General features: G+C 48.6%; 12 protein-coding genes. 7 read left to right on the top strand and 5 right to left on the bottom strand.

The window, feature by feature from the left end; genetic code table 11:
- Positions 1-196 precede the first annotated feature (196 nt).
- On the top strand, positions 197-625 hold the full coding sequence (locus tag QUA56_RS34365; RefSeq protein WP_333367829.1) for an NUDIX hydrolase: 429 nt from the start codon (positions 197-199) through the stop codon (positions 623-625).
- 158 nt (positions 626-783) lie between these two features.
- On the top strand, positions 784-1,695 hold the full coding sequence (locus QUA56_RS34360; protein ID WP_333367832.1) for an NAD(P)H-dependent glycerol-3-phosphate dehydrogenase: 912 nt from the start codon (positions 784-786) through the stop codon (positions 1,693-1,695).
- A gap of 162 nt (positions 1,696-1,857) precedes the next feature.
- Here the strand turns inward: QUA56_RS34360 and QUA56_RS34355 are convergent, their stop codons facing one another.
- The 3 genes from QUA56_RS34355 to QUA56_RS34345 all read right to left on the bottom strand — a co-directional run bounded on the left by QUA56_RS34355 (position 1,858) and on the right by QUA56_RS34345 (position 3,762).
- The gene (locus QUA56_RS34355; RefSeq protein ID WP_333367826.1) at positions 1,858-2,163 is read right to left on the bottom strand and encodes a small RNA NsiR4-regulated ssr1528 family protein; all 306 of its coding nucleotides are present in this window, start codon (positions 2,161-2,163) and stop codon (positions 1,858-1,860) included.
- A gap of 7 nt (positions 2,164-2,170) precedes the next feature.
- The gene (locus QUA56_RS34350) at positions 2,171-2,548 is read right to left on the bottom strand and encodes a hypothetical protein (RefSeq protein ID WP_333367824.1); all 378 of its coding nucleotides are present in this window, start codon (positions 2,546-2,548) and stop codon (positions 2,171-2,173) included.
- 227 nt (positions 2,549-2,775) lie between these two features.
- Entirely contained in the window at positions 2,776-3,762 is a 987-nt protein-coding gene (locus tag QUA56_RS34345) for a threo-3-hydroxy-L-aspartate ammonia-lyase (protein WP_333367821.1), read from the bottom strand.
- Between the two features lie 225 nt (positions 3,763-3,987).
- Here QUA56_RS34345 and QUA56_RS34340 point away from each other — a divergent pair, with 225 nt between their 5' ends.
- From QUA56_RS34340 to phnE, 3 genes are all read left to right on the top strand, one after another.
- A complete protein-coding gene (locus tag QUA56_RS34340) occupies positions 3,988-4,983 on the top strand; it encodes a phosphate/phosphite/phosphonate ABC transporter substrate-binding protein (RefSeq protein WP_333367818.1) in 996 nt (331 codons plus the stop codon).
- Between the two features lie 215 nt (positions 4,984-5,198).
- Complete coding sequence (locus QUA56_RS34335) at positions 5,199-5,939, top strand: phosphonate ABC transporter ATP-binding protein (RefSeq protein WP_333367816.1); 741 nt, start codon at positions 5,199-5,201, stop codon at positions 5,937-5,939.
- Positions 5,940-6,054: 115 nt separating this feature from the next.
- Positions 6,055-6,849, top strand: a complete 795-nt coding sequence (gene phnE, locus QUA56_RS34330) for a phosphonate ABC transporter, permease protein PhnE (protein ID WP_333367813.1) — start codon at positions 6,055-6,057, stop codon at positions 6,847-6,849.
- Positions 6,850-6,968: 119 nt separating this feature from the next.
- Here the strand turns inward: phnE and QUA56_RS34325 are convergent, their stop codons facing one another.
- A complete protein-coding gene (locus QUA56_RS34325) occupies positions 6,969-12,872 on the bottom strand; it encodes a calcium-binding protein (protein ID WP_333367810.1) in 5,904 nt (1,967 codons plus the stop codon).
- Between the two features lie 135 nt (positions 12,873-13,007).
- Here QUA56_RS34325 and QUA56_RS34320 point away from each other — a divergent pair, with 135 nt between their 5' ends.
- Both QUA56_RS34320 and QUA56_RS34315 read left to right on the top strand, forming a co-directional pair.
- A complete protein-coding gene (locus QUA56_RS34320) occupies positions 13,008-13,328 on the top strand; it encodes a hypothetical protein (RefSeq protein WP_333367807.1) in 321 nt (106 codons plus the stop codon).
- 1,208 nt (positions 13,329-14,536) lie between these two features.
- Positions 14,537-16,234: a CHAT domain-containing protein gene (locus QUA56_RS34315; protein WP_333367804.1), complete on the top strand. Its 1,698-nt coding sequence runs from the start codon at positions 14,537-14,539 to the stop codon at positions 16,232-16,234.
- Here the strand turns inward: QUA56_RS34315 and QUA56_RS34310 are convergent.
- Positions 16,231-16,419: hypothetical protein (locus QUA56_RS34310; RefSeq protein WP_333367801.1), on the bottom strand; the 189-nt coding region annotated here is incomplete at its 5' end. The genes QUA56_RS34315 and QUA56_RS34310 overlap by 4 nt on opposite strands.

Genomic DNA, 16,419 nt, shown 5'->3' with positions numbered 1-16,419 from the left:
GTTGTTAGTTGTTAGTTGTTAGTTGTTAGTTGTTAGTTGTTAGTTGTTAGTTGTTAGTTGTTAGTTGTTAGTTGTTACATATAAAATCATTAATGCCCAATGCCCAATGCCCAATGCCCCATTCCCAATGCCCAATGCCCCATTCCCAATGCCCAATTCTTAGTATACTAAAGTCAGACTTATTTTAACCAAACTCGTGACATACAAAAATCCTACTTCTACAGTTGATATTATCATCGAATTGGTCGATCGCCCGCACCGCCCGATCGTACTCATAGAACGCCGCCATCCTCCCTACGGCTGGGCGATTCCCGGCGGCTTTGTCGATTACGGGGAATCGGTAGAAACGGCGGCCAAACGCGAAGCTTTAGAAGAAACGAGCTTGAATGTAGAATTGATCGAGCAATTTTACGTTTATTCCGACCCAAATCGCGACGCCCGCCAACACACCATCAGTATTGTATTCTTGGCTTCCGCTACTGGCGAACCTCAAGCCGCCGACGATGCTAAAAATTTACAAATTTTTGAATCTTGGCAGATTCCCCATCAATTGTGTTTCGATCACGATCGCATTTTACGCGATTATTGGCGTTACCGTCATTATGGATTGCGGCCGCGTTTGTAGAGTGAGGAGTTTTTGTTTCGTTCATCTCACATCTTGCACCAATGTCAGGAACAGGCAAGATGCCTGTTCCACAAAAAAAACTCAATGTTCTTGTGGAACGGGCTTCTAGCCCGTTAAGCGAGAATGTTGCAGCATCTGAGTTCATCACACTAAATTCTATGAAAAGCTTGACAATATTAGGCGGAGGTGCTTGGGGTTCGGCACTGGCAAATCTGGGAGGCAAAAAAGGCGATCGGGTTAATTTGTGGTCGCGCAGCAGTTCTTTTAATCTAGAATCAGTTATAACAGGTGCGGATGTTGTTGTTTCGGCTGTTTCGATGAAAGGAGTGGGAGCAACGGTCGATCGACTTTTGGCTTTACAGTTAAGTCCCAGTACAATTATAGTTACTGTCACCAAAGGTTTAGACCCTGCGACTACCCGCACTCCGTCTCAAATTTGGCAAAATGCCTTTCCTAACAATTCAATAGTCGTACTTTCCGGCCCCAATCTTTCCGAAGAAATTCAGCAGGGATTGCCGGCTGCAACGGTAGCAGCAAGTTGGGATTTAGCGGCGGCCAAGCAAGTGCAAAATATTTACAGTTCCGATATTTTTAGAGTTTATGTGAATGAAGATCCGCTGGGGACTGAGTTAGGTGGAACTTTGAAAAATGTATTTGCGATCGCCGCTGGTGTTTGCGACGGTTTACAATTAGGAACTAATGCTAAATCTGCTTTGCTGACTCGCGCTTTGCCGGAAATGATTCGGGTGGGAGTTCGTTTGGGCGCTCGCGCAGAAACTTTTTACGGTTTGTCTGGTTTGGGAGATTTGCTCGCTACTTGCAACAGTCCTTTATCGCGCAATTATCGGGTTGGTTTCGGATTAGCTAAAGGCAAATCTTTAGAGCAAATTTTGCACGAATTGCGGAGCACTGCTGAGGGAGTCAATACTACTAATGTGTTGATTGATTTAGCGGAGCGGCGCGAAATTGAAGTCCCCGTTTCCGGTCAAGTTTACCGCTTGCTGAACGGTGAAATTACTGCCGAACAAGCCGTTTTATCGCTGATGGAACGAGCTTTGAAACCGGAGTAATAACATCTACGGTTGCATCGGAAGTATATTTGGATCGTGTCAGTGCGAGCGTCCCGCTCGCGATTTTGGTAGCGAGCGTCCCGCTCGATATTTTGGTAGCGAGCGGGGACGCTCGCGATTTTGGTAGCGAGCGGGGACGCTCGCACTACATAATAATGCTATTTACTTAGCGCCGTAATAAAAAGCAACTTCTTTATCTTTCAGCGGTGCGAAGTCTGCAGCAACGAGCATTTTATCGAGCTCGTTTTGAGGAATGTGTTTGGCCCCAATGCGGACAATGCGCGATCGCATGGTATTTGACACGCCACTGCGCTGTCTCCCGGCTTCTAATCCCATCACTTGCTCGTAGAGGTCTAATTTTGCTTGGGGAATCGGAGTACCGTCAAAGTCCGTTCCAGAGGCGATCGCAACATCGATCGCATCTGCACCAGTTGTAGATTGAGCCGCTGAGTTTGTTTCTGAAGACATTGTGCTATTAGATCGAAGTTTGTTGTGGAAGCATTATATCAGAAAACTCTTGACTTTTGTCAAATTTGTCAATACTAATATTTGGCATTTCCCGGAATATTTGGCTTTTGCATGAATACAGCATATTCGGTGGTTCATGAAGTACAGTAGCAGCTATATTATGTGGTGTTAACTCAGTAGGGTGCGTCGCTGCTTCATATTTGATAAAACTTGCAGATCCCCCGTGGGCGACGCACCTTACACGGGCGATCGCTTGCATTGTGTATACCGCACATATAGCGGTTCTCAGAAAGATGAGGTATGACTGACAGCTTACATAACCACCCAGACGTTTGAGGGCCCAAGCCCAACTACGTACCTCATCTTTTTGAGAAAGGCTATACATGGAATATGCTGTATTTGACGTTTGCAGGAATATTTGGCGTTTGTCCGAAAGTCTGCCAGGGGTTAAAACCCGCGTCTCACAAAGCAAGTCCGCTGAAGTGGACGAAAGATAAAGATAAAAATAAAAAAATCTTTCCAGTCCTCTGAGCGAGGATTTTTGCTATTAGGCAGGAGTTTAAACCCCTGGCGGACTTTCGGACTGACGAACTAACATCATGGCGGACTTAACTACAGCGAAAAAAACTGATAGACTTCCCTAAAATCTACATTTCCCCCGCTGACAATCACGCCAATCCTCGCATTTTCAGCCTGCACAACACCTGACAACAAAGCCGCCGCAGCTAGCACTCCCGTCGGCTCGACAACTATCTTCATCCGCTCCCACATAAAAAACATTGTCCGGCGAATTTCAGCTTCCGAAACTGTTGCCATATCATCAACATAATGCAGCACCAAAGGAAAAGTTAGTTTTCCCAAATACGGCGTGCGCGCGCCGTCAGCAATCGTATCCGGGTTGCTAACAGTTTGCAGCGTTTTTGTGCGGAACGATCGCGCTGCATCGTCTGCTTGTTCCGGTTCTACTCCTATTACTTTACATTTCGGAGACAAAGTTTTTGCTGCGATCGCGCATCCCGATAGCAAACCCCCGCCGCCGCAGCAAACCAGCAGCAAATCCAACTCCCCAACTTCTGCGATTAATTCCAGCGCCGCCGTACCTTGTCCTGCAATCACCCGCGTGTCGTCATAAGGAGGAATTATTGTCAAGTGTCGCTCCTCGGCAATTCTGGAGGTGAGCTTTTCGCGGGAAACTTGAGCTCGATCGTAAAAAATAATTTCCGCACCGTAGCCGCGAGTCGCCTCTTGCTTGACTTTTGGCGCGTCTGCCGGCATCACCACAGTAGTAGAAATTCCCAACAACTTTCCCGCCAGGGCGATCGCCTGCGCGTGATTTCCCGAAGAAAAAGTCAGCACTCCCCGCTGTTTTTCGGCTTCAGATAGCTGCATCAAAGCATTGCAAGCACCCCGAAATTTAAACGAACCCGTCCGCTGAAAGTTTTCGCACTTGAAAAATACCTGAGAATTTGTCTGTTTGTTGACAGTTTCCGAAGTCATCACCGGAGTCTTGAAAGCTTTGCCCTGCAAGCGCTTTGCTGCGGACTCCAGATCGGCGAAACTGACTGGTAAGAGATTTTGGGCACAGAAGTGGGTACTCATAGATTTTAGATTTGGACGATCGAGGACTCTATTTGTAGGGTGGGCATTACCCGCTTCACTCCTACAAATATTAAATTATAAGTTTTTATTTTATAAACTTATAAAAAATTCTTATCGTTAGCTGTTGCGCTTAATTGTTAAAAAAGCTTTAGACTAAAATCAAGCTTATTGCAACTTCCTGTCAAAAAGTAAAGTTGCGTTTGTACTTGCATAAGAGAGCGATTAATGAATACAAAGTTAAAAGTGCTGGCTGGCGCTAGCGCGGGATTGTTGCTGTTAGGGGGTTTGACGGCTAATGCAATCGGACTCGGACAACGGCCGATCGCCCAGACAACCCCGAAGGGCGATCCTCTTCGAGGGCTTCGCCAACGAGATTTGAGAGCACAAGCTCCTATAAATCGCATTAGAATCGTATTTGCCAACCGCAGAGATGCTACAGATTTGCAAAATAAAGCAAATCGAGTAGCTGCAATACTTTCCAAAGAAATCGGAATGCCCGTAGAAGCAGTCATCGGCGACGAAACCGCCGCTGTAGAAGCATTGAGAGCCGACAGAGCAGATGTGGCATTTGTAGCAGGCCGCGCCGCCTTAAAAGCCGAACAATTAGCCAAAGCGCGGATGTATTTAGCAGAAGTTCGCAGCGATTATTCCGGCGGAAATACTTACGATTCAGTGTTTGTAGTGCGCCAAGACAGTCCCCTGCGTCCGAAAAGTTCGGCAAAGCAAACTCTCGAACAATTGAAAGGCAAAAAAATGGCTTTTACCTCTCGAACTTCCGGTTCGGGATTTATTTTCCCAGTTGGAGAATTGGTAGGTCAAGGATTAGTTTCCGGGCCGGACAGACTGGAAACTTTCTTCGGAAATGTCACCTACGGCGACGGTTACAGCAGCGCTTTGCAAGCAGTTTTAAGAGGTCAAGCAGAAGTTGCAACCGTCTCAGAATACGCTTTGCTGCCGCCTTGGATCACAGCAGCAGAAGGCAAGCAGTTGCGAGTGCTGCAAAAAGTTCCCGGAGTTCCAGCCCACGGAATTGTGATTGACGATCGCGTTCCTGCACCCATGCGGGAAAAGCTGGTTAATGCTTTCATGAAAATGAACGAACCTGCAAACAATCAATTGTTCCGCAGTTTGTACAATTCCCAGAAATTGGTGAAAGTCGATCACACCAGCCATTTAGCAACGTTGCGCCAAGCTTTGGTGCGCGCCAAATTAGAGCCGTAATCTAATACTAATTCTGAAAAGTAGCACCTGAAATCCCTAGAGATACGGCAGTGCCGTGTCCCTACCGTTGGCGCATTAAATTAGTACAGTTACGTATAGATTGCACCTGAAATTCGTAGGGAGACGGCACTGCCGTCTCCCTACCGCAATATAAATCTCCAACCAGCCATCTGGTGCATTAAATTAATTACCAAAATAGTCAATAAATATCCGCCATGACTATCGAATGTTCCAATTTACAAACAGCTTATTCACCATCGCTAAATCGCCCGATTTTGAATGGAATTGATTGCCAAATCAAACAAGGGGAATTTGTGGCGCTGCTGGGTTTGAACGGTGCGGGAAAATCCACGCTTTTGCGTTCTTTTGTCGGGTTAATTCCCGTCAAAACCGGAGAAATTCGGATTAACGATACAGTCATAACTCCGCGCACGCTGAGGCGAATTCGGCGCGATATCGGCTTGATTTTTCAAGGCGGCGGGTTGGTAAAACAGCTACCCGCGATCGACAACGTGCTGTGCGGTTGCTTGGGAGGTTTGAATACTTGGGAGACGCTGTGGGGTTTTCCGAAGAAACAGCGCGATCGAGCTTTTGAGTTACTGGCAAATTTCGGACTCAAAGACCTAGCATATCAAAAAACCGGACAACTCAGCGGCGGACAGCAGCAAAAAGTCGCCATCGCCCGCGCTTTAATCCAATCTCCTCAAATTTTATTAGCTGACGAACCCACTGCCGGATTAGACGTAATCGCAGCCCAGCAAGTAATCGAAATCCTCGCTCAACTGCACCGAGAACAAGGAATGACAGTAGTTGTAGTATTGCACGATTTGGGAATGGCCAGCACTTATCCAGAAAGGGCGATCGTCCTCGATGCCGGTCAGATAGTCTATGATGGCAAATGCCACAACCTCTCCGACAAATTTAGCAAATTAACACCTCCAAAAGTAGAAGTGTGAACTCCTCTCTTCTCCACTCTTCCTCTGTGCCCTCTGCGCCCTCTGCGGTTCATTTAAAAAAGCCCCTTCACCAAACAAAAAATCTCTCTCTACATAAATCTCAAAATAAACGCAAATGACCGAAAAAAAATTAGATAATTTCTCAAAAAACTACGGCTGGATCAAAAATCTGGCTATAGCAGCAGGCTTAATTGTAATTTACGGTTGGGCGCTGCGAGGACTAGAAATAGATGCAGCAACCCTGGCCGGCAGTTGGCCTTACATGACCGATTTTATCTCGCGCTTGTGGCCGCCGAATCTGGAAATTATTGATGTAGCAATTAAAGCTTTGATCGAGACAATTCAAATGTCGCTTTGGGGAACGACAATCGGGGCAGTTATTTCCGTGCCAGTTGCTATTTGCAGCGCCCACAACATAGCACCAACGTGGCTGCAATGGCTGGCAAATTTGGTGCAAAATGCGGTGCGTTCTGTTCCTTCAATTGTGCTGGGGTTGCTGTTTGTATCGGCGACGGGTTTGGGCGCGCCGGCAGGTACTTTGGCCCTGGCAATTTATACGATCGGCTATCTGGCTAAATTTTATCAGGAGGCGATCGAATCAGTAGAAGCGCGATCGGTCGAATCTTTAAAAGTCGTAGGTGCATCTTGGCTGCAAGTTGCCCAATACGGCATTTTCCCGCAAGTATTGCCGCTAGCGTTGGGTTATACGCTGTGGATGTTTGAGTATAACATCCGGGCGGCTTCGGTGTTGGGAGTGGTCGGCGCTGGTGGAATTGGCTTTGAATTAGTGAATTATATCAGGTCTTTTGAATACAACAAGGCAACAACCATGATGTTAGTGCTGTTAGTAGTAGTCACGGTGATAGATATTATTAGCAGCAAATGGCGGCAGCGGCTAGAAACAAAATAAGGACTGGTTTAGAAACAAAATAAGGACACGGTAATGCCGTGTCCTTATTTTGTATTGTAGGGACACGGCATTGCCGTGTCCCCCCGTACCGCCGATATCCCGATTAGAATTCTTGCCGTTTAGAACAAGAACAATTCAGAATTACCGGAAACTCCCAAATTGACATCGACAGTTGCAAACAAACTGTTACCGCCAACAGTAGAACCGTTGCTATCGTAATACAGTTTAGTAGATGCAGACAAACTGTCGTAGATAGCCATGATCGACGGCCCGGTTAAAGTTGCTTCTAGCGCAGTTACACCAACTGTGCTGCTGTAAGCGTAGAAACTCGAACCCAAAGGCCCAGATCCGGTTGTAAACGCGGCAAAACCAGTTTTGTCGAGGTTAATTACATCATCAGCAATGCTGTAATTGGTAATTAAATCCCCGCCGCCAGCAGCAGTTCCGCTGAACACAAACACGTCCAAACCAGCACCGCCGTTGAGAACATTGGTTCCCACACCGCCGATTAAAGTGTCATTCCCGATGCCGCCGTTGAGAGTATCGCTACCGCCACCGCCGAAGAGGCTGTCATTGCCATCGTCGCCGGAAATGCTGTCGTTACCCAAACCGCCGTCGAAAATGTCGGCACCAGAACCGCCGCTGAGGATGTCAGCAAATTCAGTACCAGTGACGCTGTTAGCAGCCGCATCTCCTGTAAACAAGACAGGCGAGGTGAAATTGTAACCGCCAGCACCAGAACCGAAATTGTTAAAGGCGATCGGGAAAGTGTTCCCAGCAGCCGTTAAATCGGCAACGCTACCAGTATTAGTAGAAGTACCAGCCGCAGAAGCTGCGATCGTACCTGTGAATACAAAGTCCGCCGTTCCCAGATTGCTAGCAGCAGTACCCAAATTAGCAATCAAGGTAGAACCGCCCGCTGTCGTACCGTTCGAGTCAAAATACAACACAGTCTCGTTCGACGCATTCGTAAATGCGAAGAAACCAGCACTGGTTGAATTGCCCAGGGCTTTAGCTTGTGCAGCTTCCAAAGAGGCATAACTGCCGCCAGTGAAAATCACTAACTCTTTGCCAGTAATGTCAGGAGTTGAACCCGTAACACCGTCAAAGTTAGTCGTAGTCAAATTGCCGAAAGCGTTCGCGGTAAACTGGAATTTGTCAGTTCCAGAGGTAAAGTCGGTAATTGTATCACCGCCTTCGCCTGGTGCTTTGTAAACAAAGATATCCGCACCAGCACCACCAGTCAGAACATCTGCACCGCTGCCACCGCTGAAGATATCAGCAAACTCAGTACCAGTGACGCTGTTAGCACTGTCATTGCCGGTAAATAAGACAGGCGTGGTAAAGTTGTAACCGCCAGCACCAGAACCGAAATTGTTAAAGGCGATCGGGAAAGTGTTCCCAGCAGCCGTTAAATCGGCAACGCTACCAGTATTAGTAGAAGTACCAGTCGGAGAAGTACCAGAAGATGCGATCGAACCTGTAAATACAAAGTCCGCCGTTCCCAAAGTTCCAGCAGCAGTACCCAAATTAGCAATCAAGGTAGAACCACCGGCAATCGTACCGTTCGAGTCAAAATACAACACAGTCTCGTTCGCAGCATTCGTAAAGGCGAAGAAACCAGCACTGGTTGAATTGCCCAGGGCTTTAGCTTGTGCAGCTTCCAAAGAGGCATAACTGCCGCCAGTGAAAATCACTAACTCTTTGCCAGTAATGTCAGGAGAAACCCCGCTAACACCGTCAAAGTTAGTCGTAGTCAAATTGCCGAAAGCGTTGGCGCTAAACTGCAATTTGTCAACCCCAAAGGCAAAGTCAGTAATCGTATCCGGGCCTTCGCCTGCTGCTTTGTAAACAAAGATATCCGCACCAGCACCGCCAGTCAGAACATCTGCACCGCTGCCACCGCTGAGGATGTCAGCAAACTCAGTACCGGTGACGCTGTTAGCAGCAGCATCTCCGGTAAACAACACAGGAGTGGTGAAGTTGTAACCGCCAGCACCAGAACCGAAATTGTTAAAGGCGATCGGGAAAGTGTTCCCAGCAGCCGTTAAATCGGCAACGCTACCAGAGTTGGTAGAAGTTCCAGTGGGAGAAGTGGCTACCGAACCTGTAAATACAAAGTCCGCCGTGCCCAGATTGCTAGCAGCCGTACCCAAATTAGCAATCAAGGTAGAACCACCGGCTGTCGTACCGTTCGAGTCAAAATACAACACAGTCTCGTTCGACGCATTCGTAAATGCGAAGAAACCAGCAGTTGTAGAATTGCCCAAGGCCTTAGCTTGTGCAGCTTCCAAAGAGGCATAACTGCCCTGAGTGAAAATCACTAACTCTTTGCCAGTAATGTCAGGAGAAACCCCGCTTACACCGTCAAAGTTTGTCGTAGTCAAATTGCCGAAAGCACTGCTGACAAACTGGAATTTGTCAACCCCAAAGGTAAAGTCAGTAATCGTATCCGGGCCTTCGCCTGCTGCTTTGTAAACAAAGATATCCGCACCAGCACCGCCAGTCAGAACATCTGCACCGCTGCCGCCGCTGAGGATGTCAGCACCGCTACCGCCGCTGAGGATGTCAGCACCGCCACCACCGTTGATGATGTCAGCAAATTCAGTACCGGTGACGCTGTTAGCACTGTCATTGCCGGTAAATAAGACAGGCGTGGTGAAGTTGTAACCGCCAACACCTGAACCGAAATTGTTAAATGCGATCGGGAAAGTGTTCCCAGCAGCAGTTAAATCGACAACGCTGCCTGAGTTGGTAGAAGTTCCAGTGGGAGAAGTGGCGATCGCATCTGTAAATACAAAGTCCGCCGTTCCCAGATTGCTAGCAGCCGTACCCAAGTTCGCAATCAAGGTAGAACCACCGGCTGTTGTACCGTTCGAGTCAAAATACAACACAGTCTCGTTCGACGCATTCGTAAATGCGAAGAAACCAGCAGTTGTAGAATTGCCCAGGGCTTTAGCTTGTGCAGCTTCCAAAGAGGCATAACTGCCGCCAGTGAAAATCACTAACTCTTTGCCAGTAATGTCAGGAGTTGAACCGCTAACACCGTCAAAGTTAGTCGTAGTCAAATTGCCGAATTCGCTGGCTACAAACTGGAATTTATCAGTTCCCGCCTTAAAGTCGGTAATTTTATCGCCGCCTTCTTTAGTTGTCCTGTAAACAAAGAGATCCGCACCAGTGCCACCGCTGAGGACATCGGCACCGAGGTTGCCGGTGATGGTATCGTTGCCGTCGCCGCCTTGGAGGGTATCGTTTAAATTGCTGCCGACAATGTTGTCATCGCCTGCTAAACCATCGAAATTAACTGGGATCGAAAAATTGCTGAAATTCACATTGTCAGGACCGGCAGTACCCACAGGAACAGTTAGTGACGGGCCGGTGAAGACAAAGTTAGTGACTTGCAGGCGAATTTTCAACGAGAAACTGGCCACAATATCAAAGCGCGCCCCAACAGCAAATACCAGCACGGAACGGCCTGTTTCGGCATCTGTAAACTGACAGAAAGTAGGCGCGTCTGGGTTGCCGCCCAAAGCTGCAAACCGCGCTTGCAAAGTGGCGATGCTAGTAACGCTGATATCGTCGCTGAAGTCGAGCAAATTAGCGCTGCCGATCGACCCAAAAACAGAAGTAGCACTAATCACCAGTCGGGTCAAGCTAGAAACGCTGAGATTCGCAAAAGCTGACGTAGAAAACTCTAAAATATCGTCATCGACATTAAAGTCAGTAATTAAGTCAGCTTGTGCAACTGTTTTAATCTCTTCGCGGGAAGTCCGGTAAATAAAGCGATCCTTTCCAGCACCCCCAATTAGAGTATTGGTTCCTAGGCCGCCTTCGATCGAGTCATCGCCATCGCCGCCTTTAATTTTGTCGTTGCCGAGGCCACCGATGATTTTGTTTTTGCCTTTACCGACTTCGATATCGTCATCGTCATCGCCACCGTCGATATCGTTATCGCCATCGCCGCCTTTAATTTTGTCCTTGCCTTTGCCTCCTTTTATTTTGTTGTTGCCTTTACCGACTTCGATATCGTCATCGTCATCGCCACCGTCGATATCGTTATCGCCATCGCCGCCTTTAATTGTGTCCTTGCCCAAGCCTCCTTTTATTTTGTTGTTGCCTTTACCGACTTTGATATCGTCATCGCCATCGCCGCCGTCGATATCGTCATCGCCATCGCCGCCTTTAATTGTGTCATTGCCTTTGCCACCTTTAATTGTGTCTTGGGCATTACCGCCTGTAATGTCATTGCCAGCATCGCCGCCTGTAATGTTGTTAGCCAGCGTCGTGGAACCGACAATAACTTGAGCAACTGTATTGCCAGCAAAATTAAAGATAGTTTGATTGAATGACGGAGGAGTAACCACCCTCAAACCTGGAGTTGGAGTTGGAGTGGAAACATTGTTGTTCCCCGAAACATTAACTCCCAAAAAGTCGCCAGCATTGAGAATTGTTGCGTTGACATTCAACAATAGCGTCAGCGCGAAGTTATTGACCCGAATTTCGGTATTGACACCGACTTGTACAAACGTCAAGCTGCTAAAGTTCAAGTCGCCAAACAGCAGAAACTTGTCGCTGTCGTCTGTGTAGTCAGTGATGACTGAAGTGTTGGTAGTGGTTGTGTTACTCATGACAAAAACGTCATCTCCAGCACCGCCGACACAGGTATGGTTGCCAGTACCGCCCATCAGCGTATCGTTGCCAGTACCGCCCATCAGCGTATCGTCGCCGTTGCCGCCGCCGACAACGCTGTCGTCGCCGTCGCCACCGTCTGCCATGTCATTGCCGTCGCCAGTAACGAGGGTATCGCTGCCAGCACCGCCCATCACGGTATCGTCGCCGTCGCCGCCGATCACGCTGTCGTCGCCGTCGTCACCACTGCAAACGTCGTTGCCAGAACCGCCAATCAGGGTATCTTTGCCGTCGCCGCCGCTAACGCTGTCGTCGCCGTCGTCGCCACTGCAAACGTCGCTGCCGGCACCGCCGCTAACGCTGTCGTCGCCGGTGCCGCCGCTAACGCTGTCGTCGCCGTCGTCGCCACTGCAAACGTCGCTGTCGGCACCGCCGCTCACGGTATCGTCGCCGATGCCGCCGCTAACGGTATCGTCGCCGTCGTCGCCACTGCAAACGTCGCTGCCAGCACCGCCGATCACGGTATCGTTATCTTTGCCACCGTTAAGGTTGTCGTCGCCGTCGCCGCCGCTAACGTTGTCGTTGCCCCGATCGCCCCTGACGGTATCGTTGCCTTCGCCGCCCTCGCATTTGTCGTCGCCTTTGCCGCCGTAGACGGTATCGCTGCCGGCGCCGCCGTCAACGTCATCATCTCCCTCGTTGCCGTGTACCCAGTCATCGCCGTCATCGCCTTTGCAGATATCTTTGTCGCTGCCGCCAAAGATACTGTCGTTGTCTTTACCGCCGTTAATGGTGTCGTTGCCTTTGCCACCATTAAGCTTGTCTTTATCGCGATCGCCCTTTATTTCATCATCGTCATCGCCGCCTTCGCAATCATCGTCACCTTTACCTCCGTAGATTTTATTTTTTTTGTCGCGGTTTCCTTTGATTGTGTCATCGCCTTTTTTGCCGAATATCTCATCCTGCTCGCCGGTGGCGACAATTAAGTCATCGTCATCAGTACCGACGACTGTTCGGCGGGGATCGCTGCCACTATTATCATCGTCATTTTTGTCGCCCGCACTTTCTTCGGGTAGGCTGTTAAATTCAGCAATTGTGCTGTTATCTTCAGCGCTTTTTTCGGATGCGTCAGACAGATCCGAAACTTGGCCGTTACCGATGTTTTCGCCGATCGCTTCGTCAATTAACTTGGCTAACCCCTCGTCGGAATTTTTAATGGTGTCGCGCAAAGCCTCAAGCCGATCGAGATTGCTGGCTGAAAGCCCGAACTCTGCTTCGCCGTCATCGAGGGCCGATGCAAACAAACTGGTTTCTGTATTGTCAGGATTTTGTGTTTCATCTCGATCGGGAAAAAGTGTTCCCGATACATTTTCTAACAACATTTCTTCTTCCATCGTTGATATTTCCCAAAAACGGTTGAGCTTCTTAGAATCAATTTATCAGTAAGCAGGAGGCAGCAGAAGAAAAAATTTATAACTTCATACTTTCGCCTGCTGGAGGAATTGGCGTCCTCATCTTTACTGTTATAGATGCCACTTAAACTGCAAGGGTTTTTTTCGCTCAGTTGCGAGTTTTATATTCTGCAATTGCGAACCGAAATTAATCGATCCGCCACATACACCGTAAGTGCTGCGCCGAAGCGCACAGCGTTTGAGATGTTCTCGGTACTTTCTACAGTAAGCTGCGCCGAAGTGCGCCTAATTGTAGATTCTCTACGTAATTTCTACAGTGAATTAGCTGAATTTAAACTCACAACTTACAACTCCCAGATAACTACCCAAAACCTTTATCCCCAAAATTTTACCCTTGCTTTTCTTGCGATCGAGCCTGGGTGCATTGAAGTTTTGTAACACTCCCAGATTTGATAAATCCTTCCCTGACTTAGGATTTGCATTTCTTTAACAAGAGACTGCACCCTCCTAATTTTAGTTCCCGATGATTAATTAGAAATTTAGATATTTAGCCCGGGTAAATATTTGTTTTAATTTTCAGTTGCTTAATTTTGTCTCGATTTCACCGAGCCGAGCGAACTAAAATATTTTTCAGTAAAAAAATACGTATAAAATATATATTATGTCAAGACAGATTGTATAATTCAGAAATGGACAGGAATAAACGCAGGAGTTGTTTTTGGTTAAAATTGTAAGCTCGATCGGCATTTGGAGCGGGAATGACACACGGCGAGGCTGCGAAACCCGGTTGCTTTGTAGAGGCTTCGCTACCAAATCCAATATTTCTCCGAGAAACCGGCCTGATGAGGCTTAATCCTCTAGATGACAACAATGATTATTGCTTGAGAGGACGGGAATAATTTGATGGCCGTTCTATTGTTGAGAATTATTCCCTTTTTAACTTGATTTTTGCTGCTTCACTTTAACTAGATTAAGACAGTAAAAAAAAATCCAATAACATGAAAATGGTAAATTAGCAACGATCGATTAGCAACGATCGATGGTCAACTATCGATGACCGACCGCCGCTCAGGTCTTACGGATGAGGGCCCAAGGCTTACGGATGAGGGCCCAAGGTTGACCAATTCATTAATTGACACAAAATCAAAATTTCAGATGGGGGGTTGGTGGTACAGGATAAGCGGTTAAGACAGATCGACAGATCGCCGAAAAAACAAAATTCTCAAGTTTGCCTCCAATATTGCCCTGAAACCGGTTGGTGAGAGCCGAAGTAATTTTAATAAGAACTAGAGATCCGTCTGGTAAAGTGCCTCCAATTAAACTTTACTCAGCAATCAGAAACTCAAGTTCGCCACGAATCTAAAGGGGTCTGCGGTAGAGGTGCAAAATGTTAAAGATAGCAAGATTGGAGAAAATGCGGCTTTCACTGAGCCACAGGGCAATCAAAACTAATAAACTGTTATTAAAGTACAACTTTTATATCCTCAAAGTGTTTGAACAAATATACTTGACCCCAGCGTTCGCCCGATCGGGGGAAGCGCATTCAAAAACTTTGATTCAAACAGTAAAAATTATTTTGCCGGTCGCTATTGCTAGCCGCAAAAACGCAGGCAAATTCAGAATTAAGGCGGGAGGGCGCTAAATCGGTGAGCCAGGAATTTCAACTCTCAGTCACCCCTGTTGGGGACGACGAATATCTAGTGCGGACAGAAAGGGTTGCACCCGGTGTACCCTTAGCAGAAGAACAAGTCCGCTGGCCGATCGACGAATGGCTTGCACTGTCTGCTCAACTGATGAACGACCCGCTAGTGGGCTTGCTCCAAGGAAAAGCATTACAGGGAACCAGTGTTGCTGGTCGCGGAATCTCGCGCTCGGGAAACCACTCAGCACCGAATTTAGTAGCCCTCGGGCAACAATTATATAGCGGGCTGTTTCAAGGAAACTTGCGCGATAGCTGGACTTGCGCTCAAGGCATCGCCCAGCACCGCCGAGAAGTGCTGCAACTGCGGCTCGGCCTCAAAGGCCGGCGATTGCCGCGGCTGCCGTGGGAAGTTCTGCACGCGGACGATCGCCCTTTGGCAACCGGCACCGATGTCGTGTTTTCCCGCTACCAACCAGGTACAAGTTTGTTCAAACAAACCCGGATACAGCCCAGCAGCGGGCCGCTAAAAATTTTAATGGCGATCGCCTCTCCGAGCGATCGAGATAGCTTGCAGCTCAAGCGAGAAGTGCTCCACCTGCAACAAGAACTCCAAAACCGCACCGCTAACCCCCTCAAAAACAGCCCCCACTCGGAAATTCAACTGACTATTCTCGAACAGCCCGATCGAGAACAACTCACCCAAGCCCTAGAACAAGGACACTACCAAGTCCTGCACTACGCAGGCCACAGCAACCTAGGTTCCAGAGGTGGCGAACTCTACCTAGTCAGCAGCCGCACCGGCTTAACCGAAACCTTGAGCGGCGACGACTTAGCTGGATTGCTCGTTAACAACGGTATTCAGATGGCCGTGTTCAACTCCTGCCGCGGCGCCTACGGCGACCCCTCAGAGCTCCTGGACGACAGCCCGGAACGCAACTTAACCGAAGCTCTAGTGAAGCGGGGCATTCCGGCAGTGCTAGCAATGGCAGAAAGCATCCCCGACGATGTAGCCCTAACTCTCACGCGGCTGTTTTACCGCAACCTCAATCAAGGCTATCCAGTCGATCTCAGCCTGAGCCGAGCTAGGGCTGGGCTAATTTCTGCCTACGGTTCTCACCAGTTATACTGGGCTTTGCCCATTCTCTACCAGCACCCGGACTTTGACGGCTATCTGATCGGCGCCCCAGCCCAAAGCACGGTATCCGGGTCTCGGGTGCAAATAATCGCGTCGGGAACGCAGCAGGCGATCGCGGGTACAGAATGGAAGGCGCCGTCTTCGGTTTCGGCGATCGCCCAATACCCGCCAATGCCAGCCAATCGACCGGACGAGTCAGACAGTTCTGACGGCGAAGTCTGGGAATACTTTCCCGACCAATTCAAAAATCGCAGGGATTGGGTTCACCAGAACGATCGACCCGAGGCTGCTAATTCACCGAACTCACCGACGGCTAAGCCGTCCTGTATTCCTAATCCTGAGTCTGCGGCGATCCAAGCAACTTGTGCTGGTGTACCGACTCAGAAACCGTTAAAAAAACCGGGATTGAAAAAATCTGTGGCCCTGATGCTTTGCTTGTTGCCCGTTGCTTTGAGTGCTGGCTTTTTTGGGTGGCGGTACTCGCACCACCGAAGCACAAAACCGGAAGAGTTACTGCCGGCGGTACGGACTCCCCTGTCGCAAAATTACCTGCAACAACGCCACTAAAAGCGATCGCCCAGTGGAATGCCGAGTTTTGACCCGCTTGCCCTGGCTCCAAACTGGGTGCGGTTTCTGCTGGCAATTTGCGATCGGCTGCCGCTGGAAAAGTTATCAAACCCACATTCCGCACCCCCAACTGGCACATAGGGGGATTGAGGGAGTAAAAGTGAATCATCCAAGACAAAAATGAG

This window comes from Microcoleus sp. N3A4, from assembly GCF_036701805.1.
In the GTDB taxonomy this organism is placed as follows: Bacteria; Cyanobacteriota; Cyanobacteriia; order Cyanobacteriales; family Microcoleaceae; genus Microcoleus.
Note: the sequence above shows the minus strand (reverse complement) of the source record. Positions and strands in the feature narration are given on the sequence as shown.